Genomic DNA, 24,703 nt, shown 5'->3' with positions numbered 1-24,703 from the left:
GGGAAGCTAACCCTCAGGATTCACAGCGGAGCCCCATGCGGGCGTTCTCGATTTAGAAGAGAACGACACTCAGCGAATCCTTTGGCCGTCCTGGGTTGACACGACAAACCGGTGCTTCTTGTTAGCTGTGCTCGCGTGGCCCGTGGGACTTCAACCAGCTTTCGCCAGCGCTCAGCTTGATGCCGTCTGCTTGATAGCCTTCAGACACGATCGTAGGGCGCAGCCCGATCGCCAAACGCCTTGCTTGTGCCCATTGACCTTCCAAAAGTAGTTGGTGGACCTTGGGGTGAATTTCTACCTTGACATCGGCCATTTCTCGCTCGGTAGTCATGGGCTCCGAATGGGTGTCAGACGCTAGGCTAAGAGCCGGTTCATAGTAGTAGCGCCACTCCGCCTCGGGCGTCGGTAAATGGATCGCATCCTTTGAGCTTGGCTCCGGGTCGCACCAGTAGAATTCGAGCTCCTCCGAGCGAAAGAACGCGAATGAACCCACTTGAAGAACGCAATTATGATTGTTCACCGAAACAAGCCTCTGCGCTTGCGTCTTGGCCTTTATCCTGTCGGCCGATGAAGGGATTGACGAGCGGCCCTTGCTTTCGAAGGCGTGCCAGTTACCACTTGCGTCCTCCCCAACGAGATCGGGGCGCGAACGTTCGAGCAAGACTGGGTTTAAGGTGCTACGAAAAACGTCAAGGTGAAGTAGCCATGGCGTAAGCAACAGGCGTGAAGCAAAAAGCTTGCAAAGCGTCATGCCCAAAAAATAGCTCACCATCCCTTTCTCTGTCGGATCGAGAGCTGCAAACGCGTCTGTCCGTCGAAGATAGCCGATGAAGTCTTGTTCGATGGCCATTCGTATCAACGCCAACCGAAAGATAGCTTCGTGGAACGAGGCCTCACCATACCGGAAGACGTGATAGGTACTAGGGCGGCCTAGTGTGACAGCTGCCCAGAGAAGTTCGTCCCAAGAGGCTGATAGGGTGTCCCGTCGGCGAAAGGAATAGCTGCCTGGGAAGGCATCGCTGCTATAGTCGATAAATAGTGTCACTCCGTTGCCCCCCAAAAAAAGCGTGTTTCACCGGTTCTGCAAGCGCGGGATCCCCAGTGGCGAGACGCTCGCCCGAAAGCCGCGCTTCCGCCGCCCGTTAGTTTTCCTCCAGCCATGGGATCGAGGAGGCGGTCACCGTCACGAGTACGTCCAAGCGGTGTTCGATGCCGCACGTCCAGCCTGATCGCTGACTTCTCCATCGGTCGTCGTGGGTAGCATACGGTGATCCGATCCCCTTACGCTTCCACTAATGCAGCTCTCGGCCCCCGAGAGGACACGTCCTCTAAGTTTAAGCGTAGAGCCGAGCACCCTACATAGAATGTATCTCTCCTACATTATCACTCAGTGCTCAAGGCGACGGCATAGGAGATCAATGACACGCACTTACTCCTAATCCAAAACCCCAGCACCGCACACCGGACCAACTTCAAGGGTCCCGTATGCGAGAGCCAAAGGTGGGAGCCAGGCTCAATGCCTCAACTCCGCTCAATGGCATCTGCACGAGTTAGAGGATGGCGATGAGGTGAGTATGCTCGCAACGATGGCATGAGGGACACGGCTCAGGGGCGTGCTCAATGCAGCGGCTCAATGTCCCTCCTCAATGCGCAGTCACCCATCACCGTTATCGTCCATTGGCGGCGACGGCCTAAAATTGCGCTGTGCCATGTTGACCAATCCCAAAGCAAATAAACGATAGGCTGAGCGAATATAGTAAAAGGGAGGTTCGGGGCAGCCCAAAGGACCAGCCTTATTGCGATCACGGTGAATCCAACGGGGATAAGCGCGGCAGATCAGTCCGCTACGATCCGATCAATGATCGCCTTCATACCCGCAGGCTTGTAACCGATCTCGGCCATCTTGCTCATGATGAGGTTCCGGAAGACTTCGTAGCCAACCGGCAGCCTCTCTGCGCTTACAAACCGCCGCAGGATGTCTCTACCGGGCAGCTGCTTCGCCCAAATGCCGCTGCCGAAGCTCTCCTCAATTTCCTGCCGAAACCTCCGCTCTTGGAGTTGAAGGGAAGCCTCGTCGATTTTACTTGCAAGGACAGCGTTAAGCCTCTCGATTGAGCGCTTTGCCGCAGCGTGCAAATCATTTGCCACGGCTTTTGTGTCCGGCTCAAATTTGAGGTCAATCGAATTCAAGATGAACCCGTTAGCGAAATGGCGCATTTTGTGGATTAGCGCGCTCGGGACAACATCTCGGGCAGCCATGCTCAGGCGTTCCCAAATCTTCTCCTCGGTGTACCCGTCCACTCCAAGTGCATTCAGAACAGACAATATGTACTTTGGCTCAAGAAGGTAATTTTCGATGTGGTAGACGTCCCATCTGAACCGATTTACCGCCTTGGGGTCCTCGGATGCATCAAAGTCACCATCGACTATGGCATAGAACTTCGTCGGCAAATCGCCTGTTCTGTGAGCGCGTTCCAATATTTCGTGAAGTGCCCTCACACGGCTCTTGTTTGTCCCCGAGATGAGATTGATGCCGCGCAGCTCGTCCACGAAAACGGTCCCGGTGAACTTCTTGTCGAACTCTGAATCTCCCCCGCCCTCAAAAATTAGCCCCTTTCCGCCTGGCCGGTATGCTGCAAGGTCTCCGACTAGGTCTGTGAGCGCGAGTTCTAGATCCTCACTGACCTTGAGCGGCCTTAGTTGCGTCGACCCCCGGGGTTCGGTCCCACAGGGTAACATGTGATAGACATTAAAACCCGGCTTTCCGACTGCTTCGCGGATCAGCGCATCTGAGTGCGTAACGAGCCATAGTTGGTTCTGCAGAGCTTCTCCGAGATGCTTGCGATAGAATTCGGGCAATCCCCTGATCAGTCGTGGATTGAGATGAAGCTCAGGTTCGTCAAGCAGAATTATAGAATCTCGTGGAGCAGAACTGCGTATACGAAGGTAGCCGTAGAGAATCTCTTTTTCCCCCGAACTCAGTTCGTCCAAATCGTGTTCGGTGCCGGTGGCTGTCAGTACCGGGAAACTCAAACTGCCCGCTGCAGTCGGCTGCGGCCCCTTGAACCTCTTTTCAGGAAAGAAAGATTCAAACAACTCTTTAAGCGTGTTCGACAATCCCTGAGATGCGACCTCAGAATTCGGTGCCGCTTTCTCCGCAAGCAATTCCTTCACGTAATTGCCTGCCATCTCGCTTTTCACATTGTTGTACTTGTTGTTGTAGTTGTAGAGCGTATGCGCGCCATGGACTTGGTTGGCCTGTTCTAGGCTCAGATTGATGCCTTGCACGTTCTCTCGCCCGTAGTGCCTTTGCGCTCCATGAAAATCGATTACACCAATCTGTCTGGGCTTGTAGTTGGTGAAGATAACAGACAACAGGCGGGAGTTACGGATCAGAACCCCTCCGGCTGGTTGGATTTCAATTGAGCCAGAGATTTGCGGCCCGTTCAGCTCAGCTAGCAGAGTTGGCATCTCGTTCTGAACGCGAGCCGTCACCTCGGGCTGTCGCTCACGAAATTGATTGGCAAATAAAGCCTTCTGATAACCACCCCACTGAAATGCTTCCGGCAGAAGTGTCTGCCAGATTGCTTCTTCTAGGAGCGCGTTTGCGTTTGCTTTGATGTAGGTCTTCTCGTTATCTCGCAGCCGAAAGTCGGCTTCGATCTTGACTGTTTTGTTCTTATCGTTGAACAAGCCTGCTAAGTTGATAGCGTTGCCGTGGAGTTGGATTGCAAACTCACCGAAGAAGTGCTGCCACTCGTTCTGCTGATAGCCGCCGTATGTCGACTTTAACAGTCGAATCGCGTCGAAGATACACGATTTGCCAGAGCCGTTCTGACCAGCGATGATGATCGTCTCGCCGAGGTCTCGTGCATCAACAAGGCTGATGCCGCGAAAGTTACTGATAAGCAGCCGGTCGATTTTCAAAACTACGCTCCTGCAAACCCGTTTGATAAAATTGAGGCCAAGAGGCTCAGCCTATGGTCTTGGCCGTTCTCTCGAGGCTTGGTCTCTCTCTCATGATTCGTCCCTCACCGCATTATACTTATTCTCTGTATAGCACCCGCTTTGGTGCGTCCAACGGAAGGCGCCAGACAAGCTGCAGAACGCCGTAGCGCGCGTGCTCGGCGGCAAGAAGCAGACCCAGAAATACCTCAAGAAGTTGCTTGGGACGAAGGACCGTCGCGGCGCCAATCGTAGGGGACTACACGCGCTCGCTGATCTGAACCGCACAATCCGAGCGGCCTTGTGAAGTGCTGTTAGGAGGCATTGTGCGCATTAAAAGCTGCTTGCGAAATCTCAGCGCTTCCGCAGTCGCGGGCGCCCCCTAGCCAGAGGAGTGAATCCTGCGTAATTACGGCAAAATCGCTCAAATTATGCGCGAGCTGCCGCCCACCGTGCGAGTCTGCGGCTAGACGACGTGATATGCCGATCTTGCAATCGTTCTTGGGACAGTCGACGGTCCGTCAATCGGCGAAGCGAACGCGCTGAGCCTGACGAGCGAAAGACAAAAACGAAGCGCAACTGTCCGGCCGCTCTCGTCACTGGACGACGTCGATCCCGGTCTCTTCGTTAGCCTTGTGTAACAAACCCAACAGAGGTTGCGAATGGTCGGCATCTCCCCGAGCGCGAGTTTCGAGCGTTCTGATCAGAGTCGCGCAGGTAATGGTCACGGATTGTTTGGCAATTTGATTTCCACCTCAGCTGCTGTGAAACGCTTCGTATCGCCAATTCTTCCTCGAGTTCGGCCAAGCCTGCGGACCAAGATTGCGATGCTTGGAATAGTGGGCGTGCTCGTCACAGGGGCGACTTGCATCGTTGGGGTCAATTATGTTGCGCAGGTGCAGCGCGAGGCAGATCAGAGCATCCACCTTCGTGCTCATCTGGCGGCGCTTTCAGAAGCATTTCTTGAATCGCAGCACGTTGCGCTGGAGTTTTTGCGCAAGCACGATGAAGCGTTCATCGAGCGGCACGCCCAAGGCATCAGGAAGGAGCTGGCCGACCTCAATCAGATCGAGGAGTATGTTGCCTCGTTGCCGGAGGGCGATCCCCTGAAAGACATATCTTTCCTGCGCGCCGGAATCGGCCTTTATGCAACTCGTTTCAACAACATCGTTTCAGCGCAGCGTGTGCTCGGGTTCGCCGAGACTGATGGCCTCCAGGGCAAGCTGCGCGATGCCGTGCATCAGGCCGAATCGCGCCTTACGCAGTTCAATCAACCGCAGCTAACCGTGTTGATCCTGATGATGCGGCGGCACGAAAAGGATTTCATGCTGCGTCGTGAGGAGAAATACGGCGATGAACTGGACAAAGGGGTCGCCGAATTCGGAGTCGCACTTGCGTCCTCCCAGTTGGAACCGGCCGCCAAGGCGGAGCTGAAGACACTCATTGATTCCTACCGGGCGAGCTTCGTGGCCTTCATGGTTGCTCAACAGGCCTCTGATGACCAGGTTGATGATCTCGGGCAGATTTACGGTCGCAATCGTCCCCTCCTCTTGAGAGCGATCGCGGCAGCTGATGCCAGCTCCGCCACAGCGGAAGAGCGTGCCTCGCGGATCCGCCAGATGCTGGGCTGGGGAATTGGACTTACCACGCTCGCAATAAGTTTCGTTGCCATCGTTGTCGGGCAGGGCATGGCCCGGCTGATCACTCGCATGACCAGAGCGATGCGGCAGCTGGCGGCCGGGCAATTCGAGGCGACCCTACCCGGACTTGGCCGTTCGGACGAGATCGGTGAGATGGCGCAAGCCATGGAATCGTTCAAGGTCAAATTGAGGGAGAAGGCGCAGGCCGAGCTTGCAGCGAATCTGGAACAGGATCGTTTGGCGGGAATGCGACGCAAGGCGGAGCTTGAGAAGCTTGCCAGGACGTTTTGAAGATGCGATAAGCGGCGTCATCGACACACTGTCATCCGCCTCCACCGAGCTGGAGGCTTCCGCTCGCAGCCTGACGGATACGGCGCACAATACACAGCAAGTCTCTGACAAAGTCGCCTCCGCCTCGGACGAAGCTTCAGGTAATGTTCAGATTGTCGCTGCACGTACCGCGGAGATGATGGCCTCTGCTACGGAGGTCGGACGCCAGGTCGAGCAGTCTGCAGAAATCGCCAGAGGCGCCGTGCGCCAAGCCGAAGAAAGCGACCGAAGGATAAAGCACTTGTCGGCTGCGGCAGTAAAGGTTGGTGGCGTCGTTGAGCTGATCGCCGCAATCGCCAGGCAAACAAACCTTTTGGCTCTTAACGCAACGATCGAGGCTGCACGTGCGGGCAGGGCCGGCCGCGGCTTTGCCGTTGTGGCGCACGAGGTAAAGTCGCTGGCGACACAAACGGCCAAGGCGACCTCGGAGATTGCAGAGCAAATCGCAGATATCCAGGCGGCTACGAACGAATCGGTCAGTGCTATCACAGAGATCGGCAACAGCATCGGTAGGATCTCGCAAATCGCATCGACGATAGCTGCTACAAGCGAAGAGCAGGGTACGGCAACCAAAGATATTGCGCAAAATATCCAACGTGCGGCCGAAATGTCGACGCAGGTCTCCAGCAACATCCGGCAGGTTGCACAGAGCGCCTCGAGCACAGGCGCGTCTTCCTCGCAGGTACTGACATCTGCGAATGCGCTAGCCCAAAGCAGCCATCGTCTCAAACTCGAAGTCGATGGCTTTCTCGCCGGGGTTAGGTCGTGATCATTGATCCTTCTTTAGAACTGTGGACCATGGGAGCGCCCGGTGCCGATACAAGTGGCACAGTCAACAAGGAAGGCTTGGGGGCAAGTTTTGCGTTTGCGGCCTTGCGGAAGGTCGGACGAGTACCGCGGGTTGCCTTAGTGTTGAGGGAATGTGATAGCGCTCCCCCGCTACCATCGATCCCCCCGACATAGCCATGTTCGGAAACAGGGCTGGGTTGCCGCAGAGCGCGGCGAGACGCCCCTTGATGTCGATCCGCACGCTTCGGTCATCTTCGGCATTGGCCTTGGTTCCGGCCCCGCCCGGGCGGCTTGGGCTCGCATGCACGATGATCGCCGTCACCAATTCGCGGATTGTCGCAAACTCGGTGGGGGTGCCGCGCTTGAACTCGTCGGCCAGTTCCACAACTGCGCGCTTGTAGCGGTCGAGCGCCTTGGGGTGCAGGGCGATGACGCTGTCGATTTCTTTGGCGTTTTCGAGCACGGCCATGACGTTGGCCTTTTCGGCCTCAAGCTCCTTCATCCGACAACGAACTGCTCTGGCGGCATGCCCGTGATCACGATGGAGTCAACGATCCGTTTCATCTCGCGTCCGATCTCGCCGAGCCGCCGTTCCAGCCGGACGCGCTCGCTGCTCGCCTCCTTCTTGAGCCGCTAGCGCTCGGCGTTGTACGCATCGACAAATTCGGTGATCACTTCGGGATGGGCGAGGTGCTGGCGCAAACCCTTGATCGCCAGCGCCTCGATGTCATCGAGGTAAACGCGACGACTGTTTGTGCACGAGCCGCTCTCTTTGTAGGAGCTGCATTGCAGACGCACGCCTTTGCGATCAGCGCCGTTTGACGACATGCCGCCGCCACAACAACCGCATTTGAACAGCCCTGAAAAGACCCGCTTGGGGGCACGCGCCTTTTGAACCGTCGATGGGCTCGCGTCGTGGCGACGGTCGGATTTGATGACCTGCGCCGCCTTGAACGTTTCGTCATCGACGATGCGCAGATGCGGCGCCTCGACGATCTTGTATTGATCCTTTGGATTGGGGCGCGAGAGGCGTTTCCGCGTCACGGGGCCTTGATCATCGAACCTTGTTCCAGACGATCCGCCCGGCATAAAGATCGTTCAAAATCATTCCGCCTCCGCGAGCGGCGTGACCGTTGATGGTCGAGCCGTTCCAGAACCGGCCACGCGGCGGACGCACGCTGCATTTGTTGAGGTCGTGCGCTATTTGACGCGGTGTCTCGCCGGCGATGTAGCGCGCAAAGATCTGGCGAACGATCTCGGCCTCGTCCTCGACGACCTCCAACTCGCCGGGCTTTCCGGGCACCGTACGATAGCCGTATGCGCGCCCGCCAGCGTGACGCCCGTCGCGGATCACGCCTTCAAGGCCGCGCCGCGTAGGCAGCACGAGGTTCTCGATGTACATCTCACTCATGAGCGCCCGCAGCGCGCCGTCGAGCTTGCCCACTTTACCTGCGGCAGTGTGGATCGCGACGCCAAGATGATCGAGGTGTTTGCGGGTGGTGTGATAGTCGGCTTGGTCGCGGAACAGACGATCCATGTCTTCGGCGACGATGACATCGAACAAGCGCGCCTCAGCGGCGCGCATCAAAGCCTGAAGGCCGGGGCGGTTGATTGCTCCGGCGCCGGAAATCGCGCGGTCCTCAAACGTCGAGATGACCGCCATGCCCTCGCGTGCGCACAGGTCGCGGCAGAGCGCGATCTGGTCGTCGATGGAGCGGTCTTTCTGACGGTCGGACGAATAGCGGACGTAAACAGCGGCTCGGATCATGGGCTCTTGGTCCTCGCGGGGGCTGACGCTTGGCGGGCCGCGATCTCGGCTTCATGATCCTCGCGCGCGAGTCTTTTGGCAAGCTCCCGCACGTACCGAAAGAGGGCCGGTTCGGGTTGATCCGGAGGTATTATATGACTCTTATCTGGTGCTTCTGCTTTCTCGCTCGGAATGGGACCGCAGGCGCGAGCGGGCCGCGATGCGCTCCCTACCGGAGCAAATCGAAGCACACGTGCGCGGTCGAATGACGCAACCCATCCGCTACAGGGTCTGAACGCACGCTCAGCTTTGAGCGACAGCTTCAATATGCTCACCCATCCGCCCATCAACGCACCGACCGATCCTTGATGAGCGCAGCCGCAATGATCTCGCAACCGCGATCACTTCTCCGGCGATGTACGGGCATGGCCGCGCTCGGCGCCACAGCGCGCCTCGCGCTTCAATGCTTGAGCCAACGCAAGAGCGCTGCCTCCCTCGCAAGGGGCAGCAGCCAGATCAAATGCTATAGCCTTCACGCAAATCAGCTCGCGCTGCTATTCAATCGGTCGTTACGACGCAGAGCGAGATGGGTGCAATAACCCGATGTCCATTTGATTGACGGTAAGTCTTTTTGTTGTCGGTATCTGAGCTGTTCACGAGGAACCAAGCGGTCGATTGCTCATCCTTCACGCGAGCAAGCTGTGACTGCTCTAGTTGGCGGTGCATTCGCAGCTTGCGAGCAGGTGGCGAAGCATGCTCATACGAAACGATTATCGTTATCTGCAAAATATTTTTCGCAGCTGGTATATGCCATAAAATGGTACATCCTAAGATTGTTTGATATTGATCTTGCTTGAACTTTTTGGTGTCCACCATGGACACCTCTCACCCATGAGTTGAGAAGTATCCATAGTGACCACCATCGCGCGGTGCTCGCGCCGTGCATGCTCTTGACCACTGCCGCCTTCGTAGTGAATTTGTAACTGCTCTCGAACAATCGAGAGCGCGAAATAGCAGTCAAACAAATCTCTCCTTGCAGCCCGCCGACAGCAAGTTGTTGCTTCGGCGAACGGAGAGCTGTGCCTGCAAAACAGGAGTAAAACGCAAATGGCAGCGGATAGAAAAGATGACAACGAAGACCAGGCGTGTGATCGGAGTCGTGCAGCTACGGTTGATCGGCTTCGCGCATCAAAACGCACTGCTGACGCAGTGGACGCGACGCGCGGAGTGAAGGCGGGACGATTATGGGCCGAAAGAGATGCTGAATACCAATGGCTCCAACGCTTGGCGGATGAGTGCTGCATTCGTTCGCAGCCCTTTGAAACTCTCCGCGCAGCAATCGATCCAAACGAACAGATTGATCCTAATGAGGTCCACGAGATCTGTTTTGGTGATGAGAACAACATCTCCAATCAGTACATCTCTGCCTTCATCACAGGTGCTATCGGGGTCTTTGAGCAAATCCGCTCTGAACTCTGACTTAAAAGAGCTATCGCGCGATAGAAGCTATTCGCGGGCATGATGCTGCGTTTGGATTGGATATGAATTCGCAATCACAAATCCCGTTACCAAATATTTCCGACATCAACGAACACCTGTACGCGCTGTTTGCTCCGGCATTCGTCAATGCGCATCCGAACGCGTGCGTTGAGATCGCGTACGGTCATCCGCATACGGGCCATGTGAACGAAGCGAAGGTATTCTCGGCCTTCGAGCTGGCGGCGGCTGTTGACGATGCGGCGAAGTTGAATAAGTCGGGCTGCAACGTGTATGTCGGCCCGGCGCTGCGTACCTACGGCGAACGCGAGATGCCGCCCGATCGCCGCGCCAAGGAAGAGAACTATCTCGCGTCGGCGTTCGCTTGGGTGGACTTTGACGGGCCTGGCGACGCCGAGCGCATCGAAGTGCTTTTGCAGCAGCATGGGCTCAAGCCCACGGTGGTGGTGACCACTGGCACAGTTCCACATCGGCGCGGGCAGATGCTGTTAAGTGTGTCCGACATCAAAGATGCCGTGCAGCAGAGGCAGATCAACGAGACTTTGGCAAAGCTGCTCGGCACCGACCCGAGCGTAGTCGGCGCTGTTCACGTGATGCGATTGGGGGGGCTCGGTCTCGTATCCGCCAGAGAGGAAAATGCAGCGCGGCTATATCGCCGAGCTGACAAAGCTTCACAAGATTGCCGACGCACCGACGTATAACGCCGCACAACTGCTCGCGCTCGGCGGAAGTTTCACCTCTGACGCTAGTGACCCTTTTGCTGCCTACGCGAAGGACCATGGACTAAAGGTCGGCAAAAGCGACGACGAACTGGTCGCTCTGCTCAAGCAGAGCCGCGCGACGCCCGGCAAAGGCTGGTGCGAGCCGATGCTGAGGTTCATTGGTAGCACTGTCGCCAAAGGATGGTCCGACCTCCAGATCAAACTAGCATGTGCTGAGTACAGTGATGGCGGTGTCGATGACCTTGATATTCGGAAAGAGATTGACTATGCGCGCAAGAAGTTTGGCCGCCCGGAAGAGGCCAAAACGTGGGAGGCAGCAAGGGCTGCTGAACCCGATCAAGGCGGTGAAAAGGCCAACACCGCAAGTGCTCTGGCGCTAACCTACTACAACGAACTGACGGATGCGCCGCCGAAGCTCTGGATTATGAAGGGCGTGCTCGCGCGGGGCGAAAACATCGAACTGGTTCGGGCCGCCGGGCGTCGGCAAGTCGGTGCTGATGACCGATCTGGCGTTCTACGTCGCTTCAGGTTGGGATTGGCGCGGCTACCGTTCGAAAGAGCGTTGCGGCGTGGTCTACCTTGCGCTGGAGCGCGGTGCATTGGTCAAGCGCCGTTTGTCAGCCTAGATGCGAGATCACGACGCGCCGGACCTGCCGATTGCCATCGCGTCCAACGTCATCGACCTGAAGAATAGGGGCTGCGTGACGCTGATCACCGATGCGATCCGCAATGCCGAAGCTCGGTTTGGTTGCAAGGTCGGCTTGGCTGTTGTTGACACGATCAGCAAGGGCATCGCCGCCGGTGGCGCTGACGAAGACAAGGCAAGAGACGTGAACATCGTGCTTGCTAATCTGCGATGCGTCCAGGAGCTGACGAACGTTCACATCGCGTGCGTCGGTCACACTGCCAAGGATGAGGGGCGAGGACATCGCGGCTCCAATGCCAATCTGGGTGACATGGACATGATGGTTCAGATCAAGGGCGAGGGCGGGGTCAAGGTTGCAATCGTGACCAAGATCAATGATGGCGAGGAGGGGCCGCTCACGCATTACAAGATCAAAAGCACGCTGCTCGGCACCGACGATGACGGGGACCCTATCACGACCGCCGTCATATCGGATGAGGTGGCTGAAGCAGAACAGGAGGCTAATTCCAAGAAAGGGCTCAGTGGTGCGCAGCGCCGCGCACTGGAGTTGCTGACCCGCTGTATCAACGATCACGGACGACGGCCTCCGCCCTCACAGGAATTCCCGCAGAATGTCCGCGTCGTGTTGTTGGATGAATGGGAAACAATGTGCGAGCGCGGCTCCCTGTCGTCGGCCAAAAAGGCGGCTGACCGCGAAAAGGCATTCCGGCGGGCCAAGGATGCTTTGCAGACAAAGCTGCGAATTGCTTGCCTCGACGGCTGGGTCTGGCTGGTGCGGGACGATGACAGAGCGAGTGCGGACAGCGGACAAACGCGGACAATGTCCAATCTTGCCGATTTGTCCTTTTCGCGGACAGACACGGACACACCCCTATAGGGGTGTCCGGGTGTCCGCAGGACCGGGGGAGAATTCGGTAAGTAGATCGTTGAGGTGCACCGCGCCGCCGCTGCTGGCGCGCGCTTGTCGCATATGAGCATGTTGATGGAATTAGCCACCCCGCGCCACGAAGCCGGTGCCCGACCTGAGATCGGTAAAAACGACCCAGTCGCGGCTCTCACTTCCGTGCAACAGCGTATCCTTGATCGTCTGATCGAAGCCTGCCTGACGGGTGAGGAATGCCGCACGTCTGATCAAGGTCGGCGCCGTTGGGCTGCCATTAGCCCCAGCGGTTTCGGCCTGCTCAGGCGGCACAGCCTCTGGCGGCACGCGGCGGATTGCATCGCGCGCTTGGATAGCGTGCATCCCCGTGCGCAATATCGCTTTCTTGATAACTGGATGCGCATTGGCTGCTTGCTGCGCGGATTTGTCGATGACGATAGCCTGTTCTTTGCGATGATGCGCAAGATGCTGCCTGCCTATGACGGTGGACCTATGACCTTGTTTCGAGGTCAGGTGAACGGAGCCAGGGTCGAACCGTCTTGGACGCGGTCGCCGCACATTGCTCTCAAGTTCGCCAACGTCGATCCTTACAGGTTGGTACTGAACGGTACGCCCACCGGCGGCCGCGACGACGCTGTTGTGCTGAAGGCTGTGGTCCCGGCGGGCGATATCATCTGTGCGCCATGTCTGCTGGGGGGGAGGCTGAGGGCGAGTACATTGTCGATCCACGGTGCATCACCTTTACGTCGGAGGCCGCGACGGAAGCGGCGACGTGGATCAAGGTGAAAGATGGACCCCTTTCGGCGCACGCTGCTGCTTTGGGGGGAAACGATGATTTCGCATGGGTCCTTCCTGACCCCTGGTCAATGCGGGGTGCGCTCGCGCGCTCAGGGTAACTAGGGCTAGGTTTTTCTAAGCGGGTTACAGCAGTGTCTACGATCTCCGAAATCTGTAGATGGTGCGGCATCAGTCGGCCGACGTTCTACCGCGCGCTCAATAGGGGCGTCGTAACGACGAAGCCGCGCGGGCAGTACGACATTCAGGAGATCGCGCGCGCGCTGATCAAGGACGGTCAAGCCGCCAAGGGCGGCCACGGCGATTACACGTCCAAGCTCGCCTTGTCCGATGCCCGCGCGGCGCTGGCACGCGAGCAGACGGCCGCACTGCGAATGAAGAACGCCGTCACGCGCCGTGAATATGCGCCGATGGCCGTGATCCGGCGGCAAACGGAGATGGTTTTCGCGGCCTTTCGCGAGCGGGTCTTGTCGATCCCGGGCAAGCTCGCGGCGGTCTGCGAGATGCGTTCCCGTGGGGAGGTCGAGTTGGTTCTGCGTGATGAATGCTGGGAAGTACTGGAAGAGGTCGAAGAGGCCCATTTCCGAAACACATGGGCGAAGCAGTGACGAACGGCGACAAACGAGAACTTGCCATGACTGATGATCAGAACACGCTTGCCACCGAGCTTGAGCGCTTTGCCGACGGCGCGCGGCGGCTCGCTGATCGGGCGCGCCAGCGTGAAAACGAAGGCAGCGTGATCGCCCGAATTCTTCGCGGCGAGCTGTTGAACCTGGATCAGGCGGCCGACATTGCCGAGTGCTCCGATGAGAAGCTACGTAAGCACTGCGAACTGACGGCCGGAACGAACCGCCCGCTTGGCATCAAATTCGCGAACCGTTGGATGGTTGGCAAATTGGAACTGCTCGACGACCTTGAGCATGGCAAGATCGACCGTCGTCGTGGTCCTGATGTGCGCCAGCGCGCGGAGCAACGGGCGCGGAAATACGAAGGGTGGGCGCGGCCGCAGGAGCCGCCGCTCAAGGCAGTGCAGCGCGTGGCGGGCTAGCGCGCGTCCTCTTGGTGGCAATGTCGGCTTCTACGGCCAGCGGATAACGTCTGACCTTTCAGAGCATACCGCTGGTGACCCGAATGTGCGGTCATCGGCACCGATGCGCCGTGCCCCTCAATGCCAAGGGCTGCTAATCCCGTTCCTCGTCCTCTTCGTCGTCGTCGTCGAGCTGGTTAACATCAATGTGGACGCCTGACGCTGTCACGGACGGCGGTACCCGGCGAAAATCGAACTCCTCAAGATAATTATTATCGCGACCGGTGATACCCTTCGACCGCAATGATTTCGATGCGCCTTGATTGCCACCAATGGACGTGAACGTGCCTCTTTGCAGATCGACCGTTTCGACAAAGGTCACATGGCTCCCGGTTGCGCCGGTCGCCACACCGCGTCTCACTGCAATATCTCCGGGCTGCGGAAGACCAGTGACTCGCAATCCCCAATTGCGCCAGTTCGATGCAATCGAATACCCCGCTGGCGGCTGCATGCCCTTCGACTTGACGACAGCCGCCGCGAATTGTCCGCACCACGCGCCACGGCGCACGATGTTCTGCGAAAGCAAAAATCGATCAATACCACCGGGGCCGCCTTCAAGTGCGGCCTGCCGCGCTGCATCGATGACCTCTCTCGGCGCAATTGTGGCTGCGTACGCAATAGGGCTTATCGCGATGGACAGGAAGGCAGCCAGAACGAAGGCGTAGCGGCGTGTTATCATATTTCTCGCTCCTAGTTGCGTGGGCACGCACGCGTATGGAGCGCTTCACAGACCGCCGTTTTGTCGAATAAGATATTGAGAAACCTGGAGTTTTTGCCCCCAAAGCCCTCAAAACCTAGAAGTAGGTGTCGTAAAAGCCTAGCCCGTCCTTCTGCTCTTCGCCTCAAGCAGCCGTCGAAGAATGTTGCTATTCCGCCGCTGTCAGAGACCAAGCAGACATAGACCGCGTCCGGCAATTCATTGGGCCGCACCACAAGAATTGCGCTTTAGTGCAACGCCATGTGGCGCAGGCCACGGGTCGATCCTTAGCAAATCACTTTGCTCGCCATAGTCTCGGAGCATGGCCCCATTCTTCCGACGAAAATCACCCATTCAAAAACTCGAAGCCGAACTGGCCTCGCTGCGCGCGCGCGCCGAGACCTTGAACAGCCGTCATGCGACTGCTGACGCAGAGTTCCTTGACGCCAAGTCAAAGCTCCAGCGCCATCACCTCGAAGCCGATCTCAATGCAGATGACAAAGCCCGCACGAAGCTGGAGACCGCAGTCGCGACCTGCGCGACGACCCGTGACGGCTACGCCGATGCGCTCGCGGAAGTGCATAAGCAGATTGCCGACGCCGAACAGAAGCTCGCGGCCGAGCGCTCCGCTGTCGAGCGCAAGGCGGCGAGCGAAAAGCTGGCGCGTGATCTCGATGCTGTCGAGCGCGCACTGCCGGATTATCTGGCCGCTGGCAAGCGCCTGACCGACACTCTGGAGGAACTTCACTTCCACCACGAGAGCGGCGCAATGGTGCTCTTTATCGGCAACACGGCGACGCAAGTCGAAGTCGCTGCCGGTTTCGCGATCGTTGAGCTGCGCGGCATGGTGAATGCGATCCGCGACGGCGTTGCGCCGATCCCAGCAGCCAAGCAGGTCTCCGCGCTTGTGTCGGTGCATGAACCGGCCCGGCCCGCTATGACAGTGTTCATGATGAAGTCCGCGAAGTACCGTGACCATGACGGTAGCTCCCGCTTCGCCGGACAATGGGAAGACGCCACCATGCCGGAGGCGACCGCACAGCGTGCCCTGCGCCTGCGCGTGGCGGTGCCGGTGACCGATCCGCGTCGGGCACAGCTTCGTGGTTCGCGCGGCGGTGACTTTAACCCGCGCGCTCCTGATGTCGTCGATCTCGGCGCGGTCGAGCAGCCCAAGAACGTGCCGCACATCGATCCGGTGCTGCGCGCAGCCAACTTCACTCCGCTCCCTACGGCCGAACCGCGCACGATCCTAATTGACGTTCCGCGCTCGTGAAAAGCAGCTCCCGGTGGTCCGGAGAGGGACGCCGCGTTTTCGCGGCGTCGACGGAGGCGGCCAGCTCATCCCGTCCGGTGAGCTGGCCGCAGGAGTTTAAGCATGAATAATGAGAACACAGTGGTTGAGGACGAGCGCGACGAATACGATGACCTGCTCGCCGAACTTGGCCGCACCCAGGAAGAGGACGAGCGGATTGCAGTTCATGAAGCCGGTCACGCTGTGGCGGCGCGCCTGCTTGGTAAGCTGCTCGGCGGCGCGACAATCAATCCCGACCCGAACGGCAAATACGGCGGTCTCGTGTGGGGGCCGCGTAACAGCGTTGCCTTCGACCGTGACGACGACACCGACGAGGTGCCAGAGTTGTGCGACGATCTTCGGACTTGATGCCGCAGGATGGCGAGGCACGCGGCGACGCGGCGGATGTCTACTTGCACGTACACGACCGTTGCATCGAGCTGGCGGCAGCATCTGTCGCAGAGCGCATGCTTCTGCCAGGCGAGCCCGTGCCATCAGTCAGTGATGTTGAGCAAGCGGTTGCGCTCGCGTCGTTGGTCTGCAAATCGGCGGAGGCAGCCGAGCGCTTCCTGGCATTTTGTGAGCAACAGGCACACGACCTGCTGCGCCCACACGGCCCCATCATCATGGCCCTGAGCATCGTGCTGAAAATCCGCCGGACCTTAACGGGCGCGGAGATCGATGACGTGATCGCAACGACGGTCGCCAGTCTACAGTTGGCGGCCGAGCGCCGGAGGCGCGCCGAGTGGCGCAAGCGCGAGCTGGCGGCCCAGCACTTTCGTGACGCATGCGATCACGCCAATGCCGCAGCCTTGCCACGGTCTGCACCAGATCGCGTGCGGTAATCGACGACATCAAGGATCAGAAGGCACGGCGGATGTAACCGGCTTGATGATCTAAACGGCCCCGCCGTGTGCCTTATCGGCGGGGCCGTTCATTTACCTGTTTCCTTGATCTAGCTCTTGTCCTTGCTGGAGGCCTCGATCTCTCAATGCTTCGTAGAGCTGTGCGGGACCTAGCAGCACATCCTTCAAGCCCTCTCGCACCTTCTCAGAGTCAATTGCCTGCCTGCTCATGGTCGTGTGGGCCGCCAATGCATCCATCACGGCGTTCATGATTTCCTTGGAGAGCGTCGGCGAGTTAGCGAACTGCGCCTTGGTGTTGTTGCTGGCCTGGAGAACTAGCTCTTCGGACTCCAGCAACTTTCCCTTGATGACGTTGTTCACATATACGAGTTGATCGTCGTCGGTCAGATCGCCTTCGAACAGGTCGTTTACCTTTGCAATGATCTCTTCCAGGCGCGCTCTCTCTTTCTCGTGCAGCGAACCGGAACCCGCCTCCGACAGGGGCGGCAGCTTGGGCGCTTCACCATCTCCGAGCGGCAACTGCCGTTTGCCCTGGTCTTTTAGGCTGTGATGGGTGAGCTTTACCTTCGACAGGTCGATGCCCTCGCGCTCGCGACCAAACTCCAGGAGCGGGATCAGACGCCGGTAGAACATGAACCGCTTCTCTATGGCCGTGTTGCCATAGTCGAAGATTTGCGACAGGAAGCTGTACATGCGCTGGAAAGCGCCCATGTCACTCTTGAACAGGGTGAGCGCATTGATCTCGCCTTTGGCCTCTTCGATGGCCTTGGCATCGTCCCTCGCTTGCGCGGTCTGCAGCTTCTCCTGGGCCTGCTTGAACCGTTTCAGAAGGCGATCCACCACCGGCTCAAGGGATGCAATCAAGTCACCCTGTTTGGCCTTGGGGTTCATCTCGACGGCCGCCACGCGATCCACTTCGAACTCGTCATAGTGCCCCGACGCGTCGAGCTTGGCCCGCAGGTCGTAGACGAGGTTGGGATCGGTGACGCCCTCCAGCTCGGCTGTGTCGTAGTAGGTCTTGAACGCGGCCAGCACCTCTTCCGAGCTGTTGACGAAATCCAGCACATACGTCGTGTCTTTGCCCGGATAGGCGCGATTAAGCCGCGACAAGGTCTGCACGGCCTGGATGCCAGCAAGTCGTCGGTCTACATACATGCCGCAGAGCAGCGGCTGATCGAACCCAGTCTGAAACTTGTTCGCCACCAGGAGGATTTGGAACTCGTCGCCCTTGAAGGCGTCACGAATGTCGCGTCCATTCAGACCGGGGTTCAGCAGCTTGCTGGCTTCGGTGAAGGGATCAGGACCGGACTCATGATCCACCACCTCGCCTGAGAAGGCGACCAGAGTCCCGATCTTATAACCCCGCGACTTGATGTACTTCTCGATGGCGAGCTGCCAGCGCACTGCCTCAAGGCGGCTCCCAAGCACCACCATGGCCTTGGCACGGCCCTCCAGCAGCGGCGCGACGCTCTCGCGAAAATGCTCGACGATGATCTGTACCTTTTGGCTGACATTATACGGATGCAGCCGGACCCAGCGCATAATCCCCTTCAGCGCCGCGTCGCGTTCGACCTCCTTGTCGTCCCATTCCTTGCCGTTGTTGGCGAGGCGGAAGGCGAGCCGGTAGGGCGTGTAGTTCTTCAGCACATCGAGGATGAAGCCTTCCTCGATGGCCTGCCGCATCGAGTAGACGTGGAACGGGGCAGGAAGGTTATCGTCACCAATCGGCTGATCGGGCTTCGGTGGACGCCCGAACAACTGCAGTGTCTTGGCCTTCGGGGTGGCGGTGAAGGCGACATAGGTAATGCCCTTGTCGTTCGCACGAGCCGCCATCTGGGCGGCCAACATGTCCTCGATACTGACCTCGCCGCCTTCCCCCAGTTCGGCCAGTTCTTCGGGCGATAACACCTGCTTGAGTTTTGCGGCGGCTTCGCCGGTCTGCGACGAGTGTGCCTCGTCGGCGATCACCGCAAACCGCTTGCCTTCAGTAGCCGCAAGCCTGCGGACCTCCTCCAGGGCGAACGGAAAGGTCTGGATTGTGCAGACAATGATCTTCTTGCCTGCCACCAGCGCCTCCGCGAGCTGGCCGCTCTTGCTCATCCCTTCGGACTTGATGATGGCAACCACGCCAGTGGTGCGCTGGAAATCGAACAGCGCGTCCTGGAGCTGGGCGTCGATCACGTTCCGGTCGGAGATGACGATGACGGTGGAGAACAGCTTCTCATTGTTGGCATCATGCAGGTCGGCGAGGAAGTGCGCGGACCACGCAATCGAATTGGTCTTGCCGGAGCCTGCGGAGTGCTGGATGAGGAATTTGCCACCAGCACTTTCCTCCAGCACTTTGGCTTGCAGCTTCCGAGTGGCGTCGAGCTGGTGATAGCGCGGAAAGGTGATGCTCGTGATCTTCTTCTTGTCGTCGCGCTGGGTCACGAGATAGCGGCCAATGATCTCCAGCCAACTATCGCGTTGCCAGACCTGCTCCCAGAGGTAGCTCGTGTGGTGACCGACTGGGTTCGGCGGGTTGCCCTTTGCTCCTTGGTCGCCCTTGTTGAAGGGCAGAAAGACCGTCGCCGGACCGGCGAGCTGCGTAGTCATGTGGACTTCGCTGTTGCTGACGGCGAAGTGCACAAGTGCCCCGCTGGGGAAGTTCAGCAGCGGCTCGACACCCTGTCCCTTGGGGCGCGGATGGCGGTCGAAGCGATACTGGTCGATGGCATCGTCAATGCTCTGGGTGAAGTCGGTTTTGAGTTCGCAAGTGGCCACCGGAAGGCCGTTGAGGAACAGCACGAGGTCGATGCAGTTCTCGTTGGCAGACGAGTAACGCACCTGCCTCACCACCCGCAGCCGGTTGGCCGCATAGCGAGCGAGGATGTCCGCGTTCATTGCTAGGGCAGGTTTGAATTGAGCGAGCGCAATCGGCTGCCGCAGTCCGATCAACTCGACGCCATGGCGCAGCACGTCGAGAGTGCCGCGATCATCGATTTGCTTGCGGACGCGGTCGAGCAGGATGCTTTCGGCACTCGCGCCGTGGTTCTTCGACAGCGTCTGCCATGCGGTTGATTGCGTGGATTGTACCCAGCCGACAAGATCAACCGGAAAGAGAGCGCGAGGACGGTCGTAAAGGGCTGCATCGCTTTCCGCGTAGAGCCAGCCGTGCGCGGCAAGTTGGCCGCAAATCTCGTCCTCGAAACTGATCTCCTTGTGCAGGCTCATGCGGCGGCCGTTTCATAGACGGGCGCATCGGCTTCGACCAGCCCCCTCACGTCGATCTTGCCAGTGACGGCGGCGGAGATCAGGGCAGCGCGACGCTCTTGAAGGAGCGTAACGGCATTGACAGCTTCCGCGACAAGCCGATCCAGTTTCCTAAGCTCACAGTCAAGAAATACTCTGATTGCGTGTTGTTCACGAATGGGCGGGAGTACAAATTTTAGCTGTTTGTATTGGCCGAGCCCAACTCGTGTCCTAGTTGAGTCCACTGAAATTGAATTGATCTGTTCTCGTCCAAAATCTGAGTTTAGAAGATGAACAAGGAAGTTGGCATCGACGGTCTCGCGCACTCGTAGCCGGATGACGTCCTGCGTCACAATCGCTTCAGGTTCTCCTGGCGGATAAACAGCCGCCAATCCTGGTGGATCGCCAACTTTTGCGACAAGAACATCGCCGGGGATAACGCGACAAAACGACAGCTGTTTGGCCTTTGCATCAGTCACGCACCATTCACTGACACGACAATAGCCGGTCTGTTTAATGTCTCGGATATAGATCACCGGCACCCCTTCGGACATCAGCTCGCCCGTCAGGAGGTCACTTCCAAAAGGACCATTTACAAACGAATGTTGTGTCGGTTCAGACAGTTCGTTCAATTTTTCTGCAGGGCCCCAATGCGCAGGAACTTCTCCCAGCCACTGCAAACCCGAATGCATCATCGGTACATTCGGATCGAGGCCCCTGGTAACCGCGTGGGAGATGACGGCCTGCCGCTTCTCTTTCAGTAGATCGATCAGCCGCTTTTGCTCCTCCACCAGGGCATCATTTTTTTCGGTTTCTCGTTCGAGAAAGTTGGCAATTGCAAATTGCTCGGCGAATGGAGGGACCGGGAGCATGAAGTCGTTGAAACTGTCAGTTGGCATTCGCCAACGTCCAAACCCGGACGCCCCTTGCCCAAAGGCATAGAATATTCTTTGCTGATACCCGTTTTGGAACAGATACAGAAAGTATTTATGGCAGAGGTGATCTTTCCTTCGCGCCGCGAAAACCCTGTAGTCCGGGCTGGTTACACCGTGGCACCTTGATAAATCGACATATCCTGTCAAAAGGTCCATATGGTTCATGACGAAGTCATCGGGCTCGACGAATTGATACTTCGAATAGTCCATCGAGAGTTGCCCGTCGTTGCTATCTGTATCCCGAACTTTGAGGCCCTGTTGGGTTACTGACAACACATCGTGGCCGAGTTCTCCAGCTATCCTCTTTCGGATTTCGAAGAGAGTTTTGATACGCGGGGCGGACCAGTGTTCTGGAATTTCACTGAACCATTCGGTGCCGCTTGGTCGGTAGCTTGGGTATCGTGTGAAGCTCATGCGGCCAATCCCTCAATCATCGCTTTGATGCGTACGGTGACCTGCGCCAGATCAGCATCGATCTCCGCCAAGGAGCGCGCAGGCTCAAACACGTAGAAAAGCCTCGTGAAGGGGACCTCGTATCCCGTCTTGATACTCTCTTCGTTGATCCAGGCGTCCGGCGTAAGGGGCAACACCTCGCGGCTGAAGTAAGCATGAATATCTTCCGATAGAGGCACGTTCTCGGTATCACGCAGTTGGCTGTCTGCCTGTAGCTTGCCTTTGGCTTTGCCTTTGGTGCCCAGAACGACATTGCCGTTCTGGTCGCGAAGCGGCCGCTCAACAGTAATCGTGCGATAGCCAAAGATCTCATTCGGGAAGATGCGAGATAGTGGCGCGAGCTTCACCTTCCCGCCGCTGGGCAGCAGGGATGGCTTCTCGCCTTCCACTACAATCTGTCGAGCGATCTCCTTGCCCTCCCCATCGAATATAGTGGCGAGCTGAGCTTCGACGAAGCGGCCGAACAACTTCGTCACATCAGCGATATGTGCATCAGTCATCTCTTTGCGTTTTGAACCAAGGCTCTTGCGCATCCGCTGCCACAGCGAAGAAGCGTCGATGAGCTGTACCTTGCCCTTACGCGCATTTGGCTTGCGATTGGACACAATCCAGACGTAGGTGGAGATACCAGTGTTGTAGAACATATCGGTCGGCAGACCGATGATGGCCTCGACCAGATCATTCTCAAGCAGGTAGCGTCGGATTTCACTTTCACCCGATCCCGCGCCGCCAGTGAAGAGCGGCGACCCGTTCAGCACGATACCGAAGCGGCTGCCGCCGTCGTGGGCAGGCCGCATCTTGGAGAGTAGGTGCAGGAGGAAGAGAAGGGAGCCATCCGACACGCGCGGCAGGCCGGGACCGAAGCGCCCATTGAAGCCCTCGCTCTCGTGCTCCTTGCGGACCTCCTTCTCGACCTTCTTCCACTCCACGCCGAATGGAGGATTGGAGAGCATGTAGTCGAACTTCGTGCCGCCGTGCCCATCTTCCGACAGCGTGTTGCCCGCGACAATGTTGGCCACATCTTGCCCCTTGATCAGCATATCGGCCTTGCAGATCGCGTAGCTCTCGTCGTTCAGCTCCTGGCCGAACATGGTCAGCCGAGCCTGCGGGTTCAGCGCCGCAAGGTGTTCGCCAGCAACCGACAGCATGCCGCCCGTGCCCGCTGTGGGATCATAGATGGTTCGGACCACACCGGGTTTGGTCAGAACGTCGTCGTCCTCGACGAACAACAGGTTGACCATCAACCGGATGACTTCGCGCGGCGTGAAGTGCTCACCGGCCGTTTCGTTCGATAGTTCGGCAAACTTGCGGATCAGCTCCTCGAACGCCAGTCCCATCTCATGGTTGTCAACGGCCTCTGGATGGAGGTCGATACCCGTGAACTTCTCGGTGACGAGATACAGCAGCCCGCTCTTCGCCAGCTTGTCGATCTGGTTGGAGAAGCTGAACCGCTCGAAGATGTCGCGCACCGCCGGTGAGAACGCCTGAACGTAGGCATATAGGTTCTGGCTGATGTGGTCCTGGTCACCCATAAGCCTGCGCAGATCGAGGTCGGATGTGTTGTAGAAGCTCTGGCCTGATGCCCGGAGAAGGAACGGGTCCGGGTTCAGCCCGGCTTTCTTCTTTGCCGCAAACTCGACAAGCACCTTTGCTTTCGTTCGCTCAAGCACACAGTCCAGACGACGAAGGACCGTAAACGGCAAAATGACCTTGCCGTAGTCGGACTGTTTGTAGTCACCCCGCAATAGATCGGCGACCGACCAAATGAACGATGACAGATTTTGATGGTTCACGAATTGCCCCCAGGGTACCAGACCAGCCGCTCCCCGAAGCAGGCTGCGAAAAGTGGAACATTTTTGAGATCAGGTCGCGCAACCATGCGCGACTCGAACGTGCGGTTCAAGATATTCCTTGTACAATCTGAGGGTTACAGCACGGCGGGATGTGTGCCAGTGCGGTGACGAGGCTTTCCGGATCAAGAGGCGAAAGAGTTCGCCCAGGAAACAAAATCTTGCAAGAGCAGTCTGGCCTTGGTCGGGGGCGCGTTTTCCGAAAGCGCGTCGTTCACCCAGCTCCCCATCGTGCTAAGCGGAAGCGCCTTCCACCAATCCGCGCACGTAGTTGCAGGCAGCCCTTGGTCCAGAGCGCCGCACTTTTGTTTTAATCGTACCAGATCGGCTGTATTCGTGACGACAATCACCCGAACCTCAGCCAAAGGAAATTCTTTCCTTCCCAAATCGTAGTAAGTTTTGAGATTTGCGATCTTTTCACCGGCCCGGCGCGGCGGTAACGCAAAGTCGTCCATTATGGCGACGAATTCGGCGCCTTCGCGCGACGGTATTGCGACAAGCAAATCCGGCCATTGCTCTATGCTAGTCAGTGGATGCAAATGACGCAGTTTGTACTCGCAGCGTGACCAACATTCGGTCGCCCCATTGCCGAAGGCAAACTCGCTAAAGGAGCGCAATATGGATGAGCCGCAACCGTGCCCCTCGTCCGCCGTCAGCAGCCAGCTTGTCATGCGCCAAACCGCGTCCCATCGAAGAGACCGACGCCCCACCGTCACTTCAAATATGTTGTCCATTGCTCATTCGGCTCCAAAGTGATGTAGCGATGGCCGTGCAACAGTCTGCCCAAGAAAACGTCCGGAAGATTGGGTCGCTCGTGGCCCCGACGACGGCACACAGCGCAGCGCATGGGCGGAAATCTTTGTGCCAGTAGTTAGACCAAGGCATAGCCGCGCACCTCCGAGTAGTCCTTGCACCGCATGTAGCGCTCCAGCTCGTGGATCGGCGTGGTCTTCGTCCGCCGCACGATGTCGAGCGCGACGGTTTGATGAGTGTCGCAGCCGGACGACGCCTGGGCTGGAGTTGCTGTAAGTATGACATATTGCGCCAAAAAAGATGGTCAACGAGCGCTAAGTATCTCGGCCTGTTTTTTGAATTGCAGTCTCATGCCCCACATTTCGACATCGATGATCGCTTCGTCCGGTAACGGCATTGTCCGAAGTAGTCGTTGTATATACTCGTCCTTAATTGCAACCGAAGTTGTATTGTCATCTCTTGACCACGTAATGAGTATTTCCCGCTCTTCGGGAGCCGCGAAATTCTTGATCAATGTGCCGTCAAACACATTGCCCCGTAGTGATCTTA

At 57.9% G+C, this 24,703-nt stretch carries 25 protein-coding genes; 12 read left to right on the top strand and 13 right to left on the bottom strand.

The genetic code is table 11. From position 1 onward, the window contains the following. Positions 1-121: 121 nt before the first annotated feature. Together SO156_RS41390 and SO156_RS41385 are read right to left on the bottom strand one after the other, a co-directional pair. The gene (locus tag SO156_RS41390; RefSeq protein ID WP_498538822.1) at positions 122-850 is read right to left on the bottom strand and encodes a hypothetical protein; all 729 of its coding nucleotides are present in this window, start codon (positions 848-850) and stop codon (positions 122-124) included. Positions 851-1,836: 986 nt separating this feature from the next. Beyond that, positions 1,837-3,927, bottom strand: a complete 2,091-nt coding sequence (locus SO156_RS41385) for an AAA family ATPase (RefSeq protein WP_498538821.1) — start codon at positions 3,925-3,927, stop codon at positions 1,837-1,839. 680 nt (positions 3,928-4,607) lie between these two features. Between SO156_RS41385 and SO156_RS41380 the strand changes: the two genes are divergently transcribed. Beyond that, positions 4,608-5,876, top strand: coding sequence for a HAMP domain-containing protein (locus SO156_RS41380; RefSeq protein WP_498538820.1), 1,269 nt, complete (start codon positions 4,608-4,610; stop codon positions 5,874-5,876). Further along, a complete protein-coding gene (locus SO156_RS41375; RefSeq protein ID WP_498538819.1) occupies positions 5,860-6,684 on the top strand; it encodes a methyl-accepting chemotaxis protein in 825 nt (274 codons plus the stop codon). The genes SO156_RS41380 and SO156_RS41375 overlap by 17 nt, the downstream gene beginning before the upstream one ends. A 63-nt stretch (positions 6,685-6,747) precedes the next feature. Here the strand turns inward: SO156_RS41375 and SO156_RS41370 are convergent, their stop codons facing one another. The 4 genes from SO156_RS41370 to SO156_RS41355 all read right to left on the bottom strand — a co-directional run bounded on the left by SO156_RS41370 (position 6,748) and on the right by SO156_RS41355 (position 9,327). Then, positions 6,748-7,206: a hypothetical protein gene (locus SO156_RS41370; protein WP_498538818.1), complete on the bottom strand. Its 459-nt coding sequence runs from the start codon at positions 7,204-7,206 to the stop codon at positions 6,748-6,750. Positions 7,207-7,337: 131 nt separating this feature from the next. After that, on the bottom strand, positions 7,338-7,793 hold the full coding sequence (locus SO156_RS41365; RefSeq protein ID WP_498538817.1) for a recombinase zinc beta ribbon domain-containing protein: 456 nt from the start codon (positions 7,791-7,793) through the stop codon (positions 7,338-7,340). Next, entirely contained in the window at positions 7,759-8,472 is a 714-nt protein-coding gene (locus SO156_RS41360) for a recombinase family protein (RefSeq protein ID WP_498538816.1), read from the bottom strand. Before SO156_RS41360 ends, SO156_RS41365 begins: the two co-directional genes overlap by 35 nt. A gap of 537 nt (positions 8,473-9,009) precedes the next feature. Continuing rightward, positions 9,010-9,327, bottom strand: a complete 318-nt coding sequence (locus SO156_RS41355; protein WP_498538815.1) for a hypothetical protein — start codon at positions 9,325-9,327, stop codon at positions 9,010-9,012. Between the two features lie 231 nt (positions 9,328-9,558). Between SO156_RS41355 and SO156_RS41350 the strand changes: the two genes are divergently transcribed. The 7 genes from SO156_RS41350 to SO156_RS41320 all read left to right on the top strand — a co-directional run bounded on the left by SO156_RS41350 (position 9,559) and on the right by SO156_RS41320 (position 14,039). Next, complete coding sequence (locus tag SO156_RS41350) at positions 9,559-9,930, top strand: hypothetical protein (protein ID WP_498538814.1); 372 nt, start codon at positions 9,559-9,561, stop codon at positions 9,928-9,930. Between the two features lie 62 nt (positions 9,931-9,992). Further along, positions 9,993-10,649 (top strand): hypothetical protein, encoded by a 657-nt coding sequence (locus tag SO156_RS41345; protein WP_498538813.1) that lies wholly within the window; start codon positions 9,993-9,995, stop codon positions 10,647-10,649. After that, positions 10,585-11,364: a hypothetical protein gene (locus SO156_RS41340; protein ID WP_498538812.1), complete on the top strand. Its 780-nt coding sequence runs from the start codon at positions 10,585-10,587 to the stop codon at positions 11,362-11,364. Before SO156_RS41345 ends, SO156_RS41340 begins: the two co-directional genes overlap by 65 nt. After that, a complete protein-coding gene (locus SO156_RS41335) occupies positions 11,297-12,193 on the top strand; it encodes an AAA family ATPase (RefSeq protein WP_498538811.1) in 897 nt (298 codons plus the stop codon). The genes SO156_RS41340 and SO156_RS41335 overlap by 68 nt, the downstream gene beginning before the upstream one ends. 105 nt (positions 12,194-12,298) lie before the next feature. Continuing rightward, the gene (locus SO156_RS41330) at positions 12,299-12,982 is read left to right on the top strand and encodes a hypothetical protein (protein ID WP_498538810.1); all 684 of its coding nucleotides are present in this window, start codon (positions 12,299-12,301) and stop codon (positions 12,980-12,982) included. Between the two features lie 143 nt (positions 12,983-13,125). Then, complete coding sequence (locus SO156_RS41325) at positions 13,126-13,599, top strand: hypothetical protein (protein WP_498538809.1); 474 nt, start codon at positions 13,126-13,128, stop codon at positions 13,597-13,599. A 26-nt stretch (positions 13,600-13,625) separates the two neighbouring features. Further along, positions 13,626-14,039, top strand: coding sequence for a hypothetical protein (locus SO156_RS41320; protein WP_498538808.1), 414 nt, complete (start codon positions 13,626-13,628; stop codon positions 14,037-14,039). Positions 14,040-14,172: 133 nt separating this feature from the next. On the opposite strand, the gene SO156_RS41315 is transcribed toward SO156_RS41320, so the two are convergent. Further along, entirely contained in the window at positions 14,173-14,757 is a 585-nt protein-coding gene (locus tag SO156_RS41315; RefSeq protein ID WP_498538807.1) for a CHAP domain-containing protein, read from the bottom strand. A 340-nt stretch (positions 14,758-15,097) separates the two neighbouring features. Here SO156_RS41315 and SO156_RS41310 point away from each other — a divergent pair, with 340 nt between their 5' ends. The 3 genes from SO156_RS41310 (at position 15,098) to SO156_RS41300 (ending at position 16,911) form a co-directional block, all read left to right on the top strand. Continuing rightward, positions 15,098-16,048, top strand: a complete 951-nt coding sequence (locus SO156_RS41310) for a hypothetical protein (RefSeq protein WP_498538806.1) — start codon at positions 15,098-15,100, stop codon at positions 16,046-16,048. Between the two features lie 102 nt (positions 16,049-16,150). Continuing rightward, positions 16,151-16,435: a hypothetical protein gene (locus tag SO156_RS41305; RefSeq protein WP_498538805.1), complete on the top strand. Its 285-nt coding sequence runs from the start codon at positions 16,151-16,153 to the stop codon at positions 16,433-16,435. Further along, positions 16,432-16,911, top strand: a complete 480-nt coding sequence (locus SO156_RS41300; RefSeq protein WP_498538804.1) for a hypothetical protein — start codon at positions 16,432-16,434, stop codon at positions 16,909-16,911. Before SO156_RS41305 ends, SO156_RS41300 begins: the two co-directional genes overlap by 4 nt. Before the next feature lie 93 nt (positions 16,912-17,004). On the opposite strand, the gene SO156_RS41295 is transcribed toward SO156_RS41300, so the two are convergent. The 6 genes from SO156_RS41295 to SO156_RS41270 all read right to left on the bottom strand — a co-directional run. Continuing rightward, a complete protein-coding gene (locus SO156_RS41295; protein ID WP_498538803.1) occupies positions 17,005-20,145 on the bottom strand; it encodes a type I restriction endonuclease subunit R in 3,141 nt (1,046 codons plus the stop codon). Then, a complete protein-coding gene (locus SO156_RS41290) occupies positions 20,142-21,512 on the bottom strand; it encodes a restriction endonuclease subunit S domain-containing protein (RefSeq protein WP_498538802.1) in 1,371 nt (456 codons plus the stop codon). Before SO156_RS41290 ends, SO156_RS41295 begins: the two co-directional genes overlap by 4 nt. Next, on the bottom strand, positions 21,509-23,344 hold the full coding sequence (locus SO156_RS41285; RefSeq protein WP_498538801.1) for a type I restriction-modification system subunit M: 1,836 nt from the start codon (positions 23,342-23,344) through the stop codon (positions 21,509-21,511). The genes SO156_RS41290 and SO156_RS41285 overlap by 4 nt, the downstream gene beginning before the upstream one ends. A gap of 182 nt (positions 23,345-23,526) precedes the next feature. Then, entirely contained in the window at positions 23,527-24,135 is a 609-nt protein-coding gene (locus tag SO156_RS41280) for a hypothetical protein (RefSeq protein WP_498538800.1), read from the bottom strand. A gap of 137 nt (positions 24,136-24,272) precedes the next feature. Then, positions 24,273-24,449: a hypothetical protein gene (locus tag SO156_RS41275; RefSeq protein WP_498538829.1), complete on the bottom strand. Its 177-nt coding sequence runs from the start codon at positions 24,447-24,449 to the stop codon at positions 24,273-24,275. A 9-nt stretch (positions 24,450-24,458) separates the two neighbouring features. Next, positions 24,459-24,703, bottom strand: a 245-nt coding sequence (locus tag SO156_RS41270) for a hypothetical protein (protein WP_498538799.1), incomplete at its 5' end; no start/stop codon positions are given.

The sequence above is a fragment of the Bradyrhizobium sp. UFLA05-125 genome (assembly GCF_059803515.1).
This window is presented reverse-complemented; position numbering and strand designations above follow the sequence as displayed.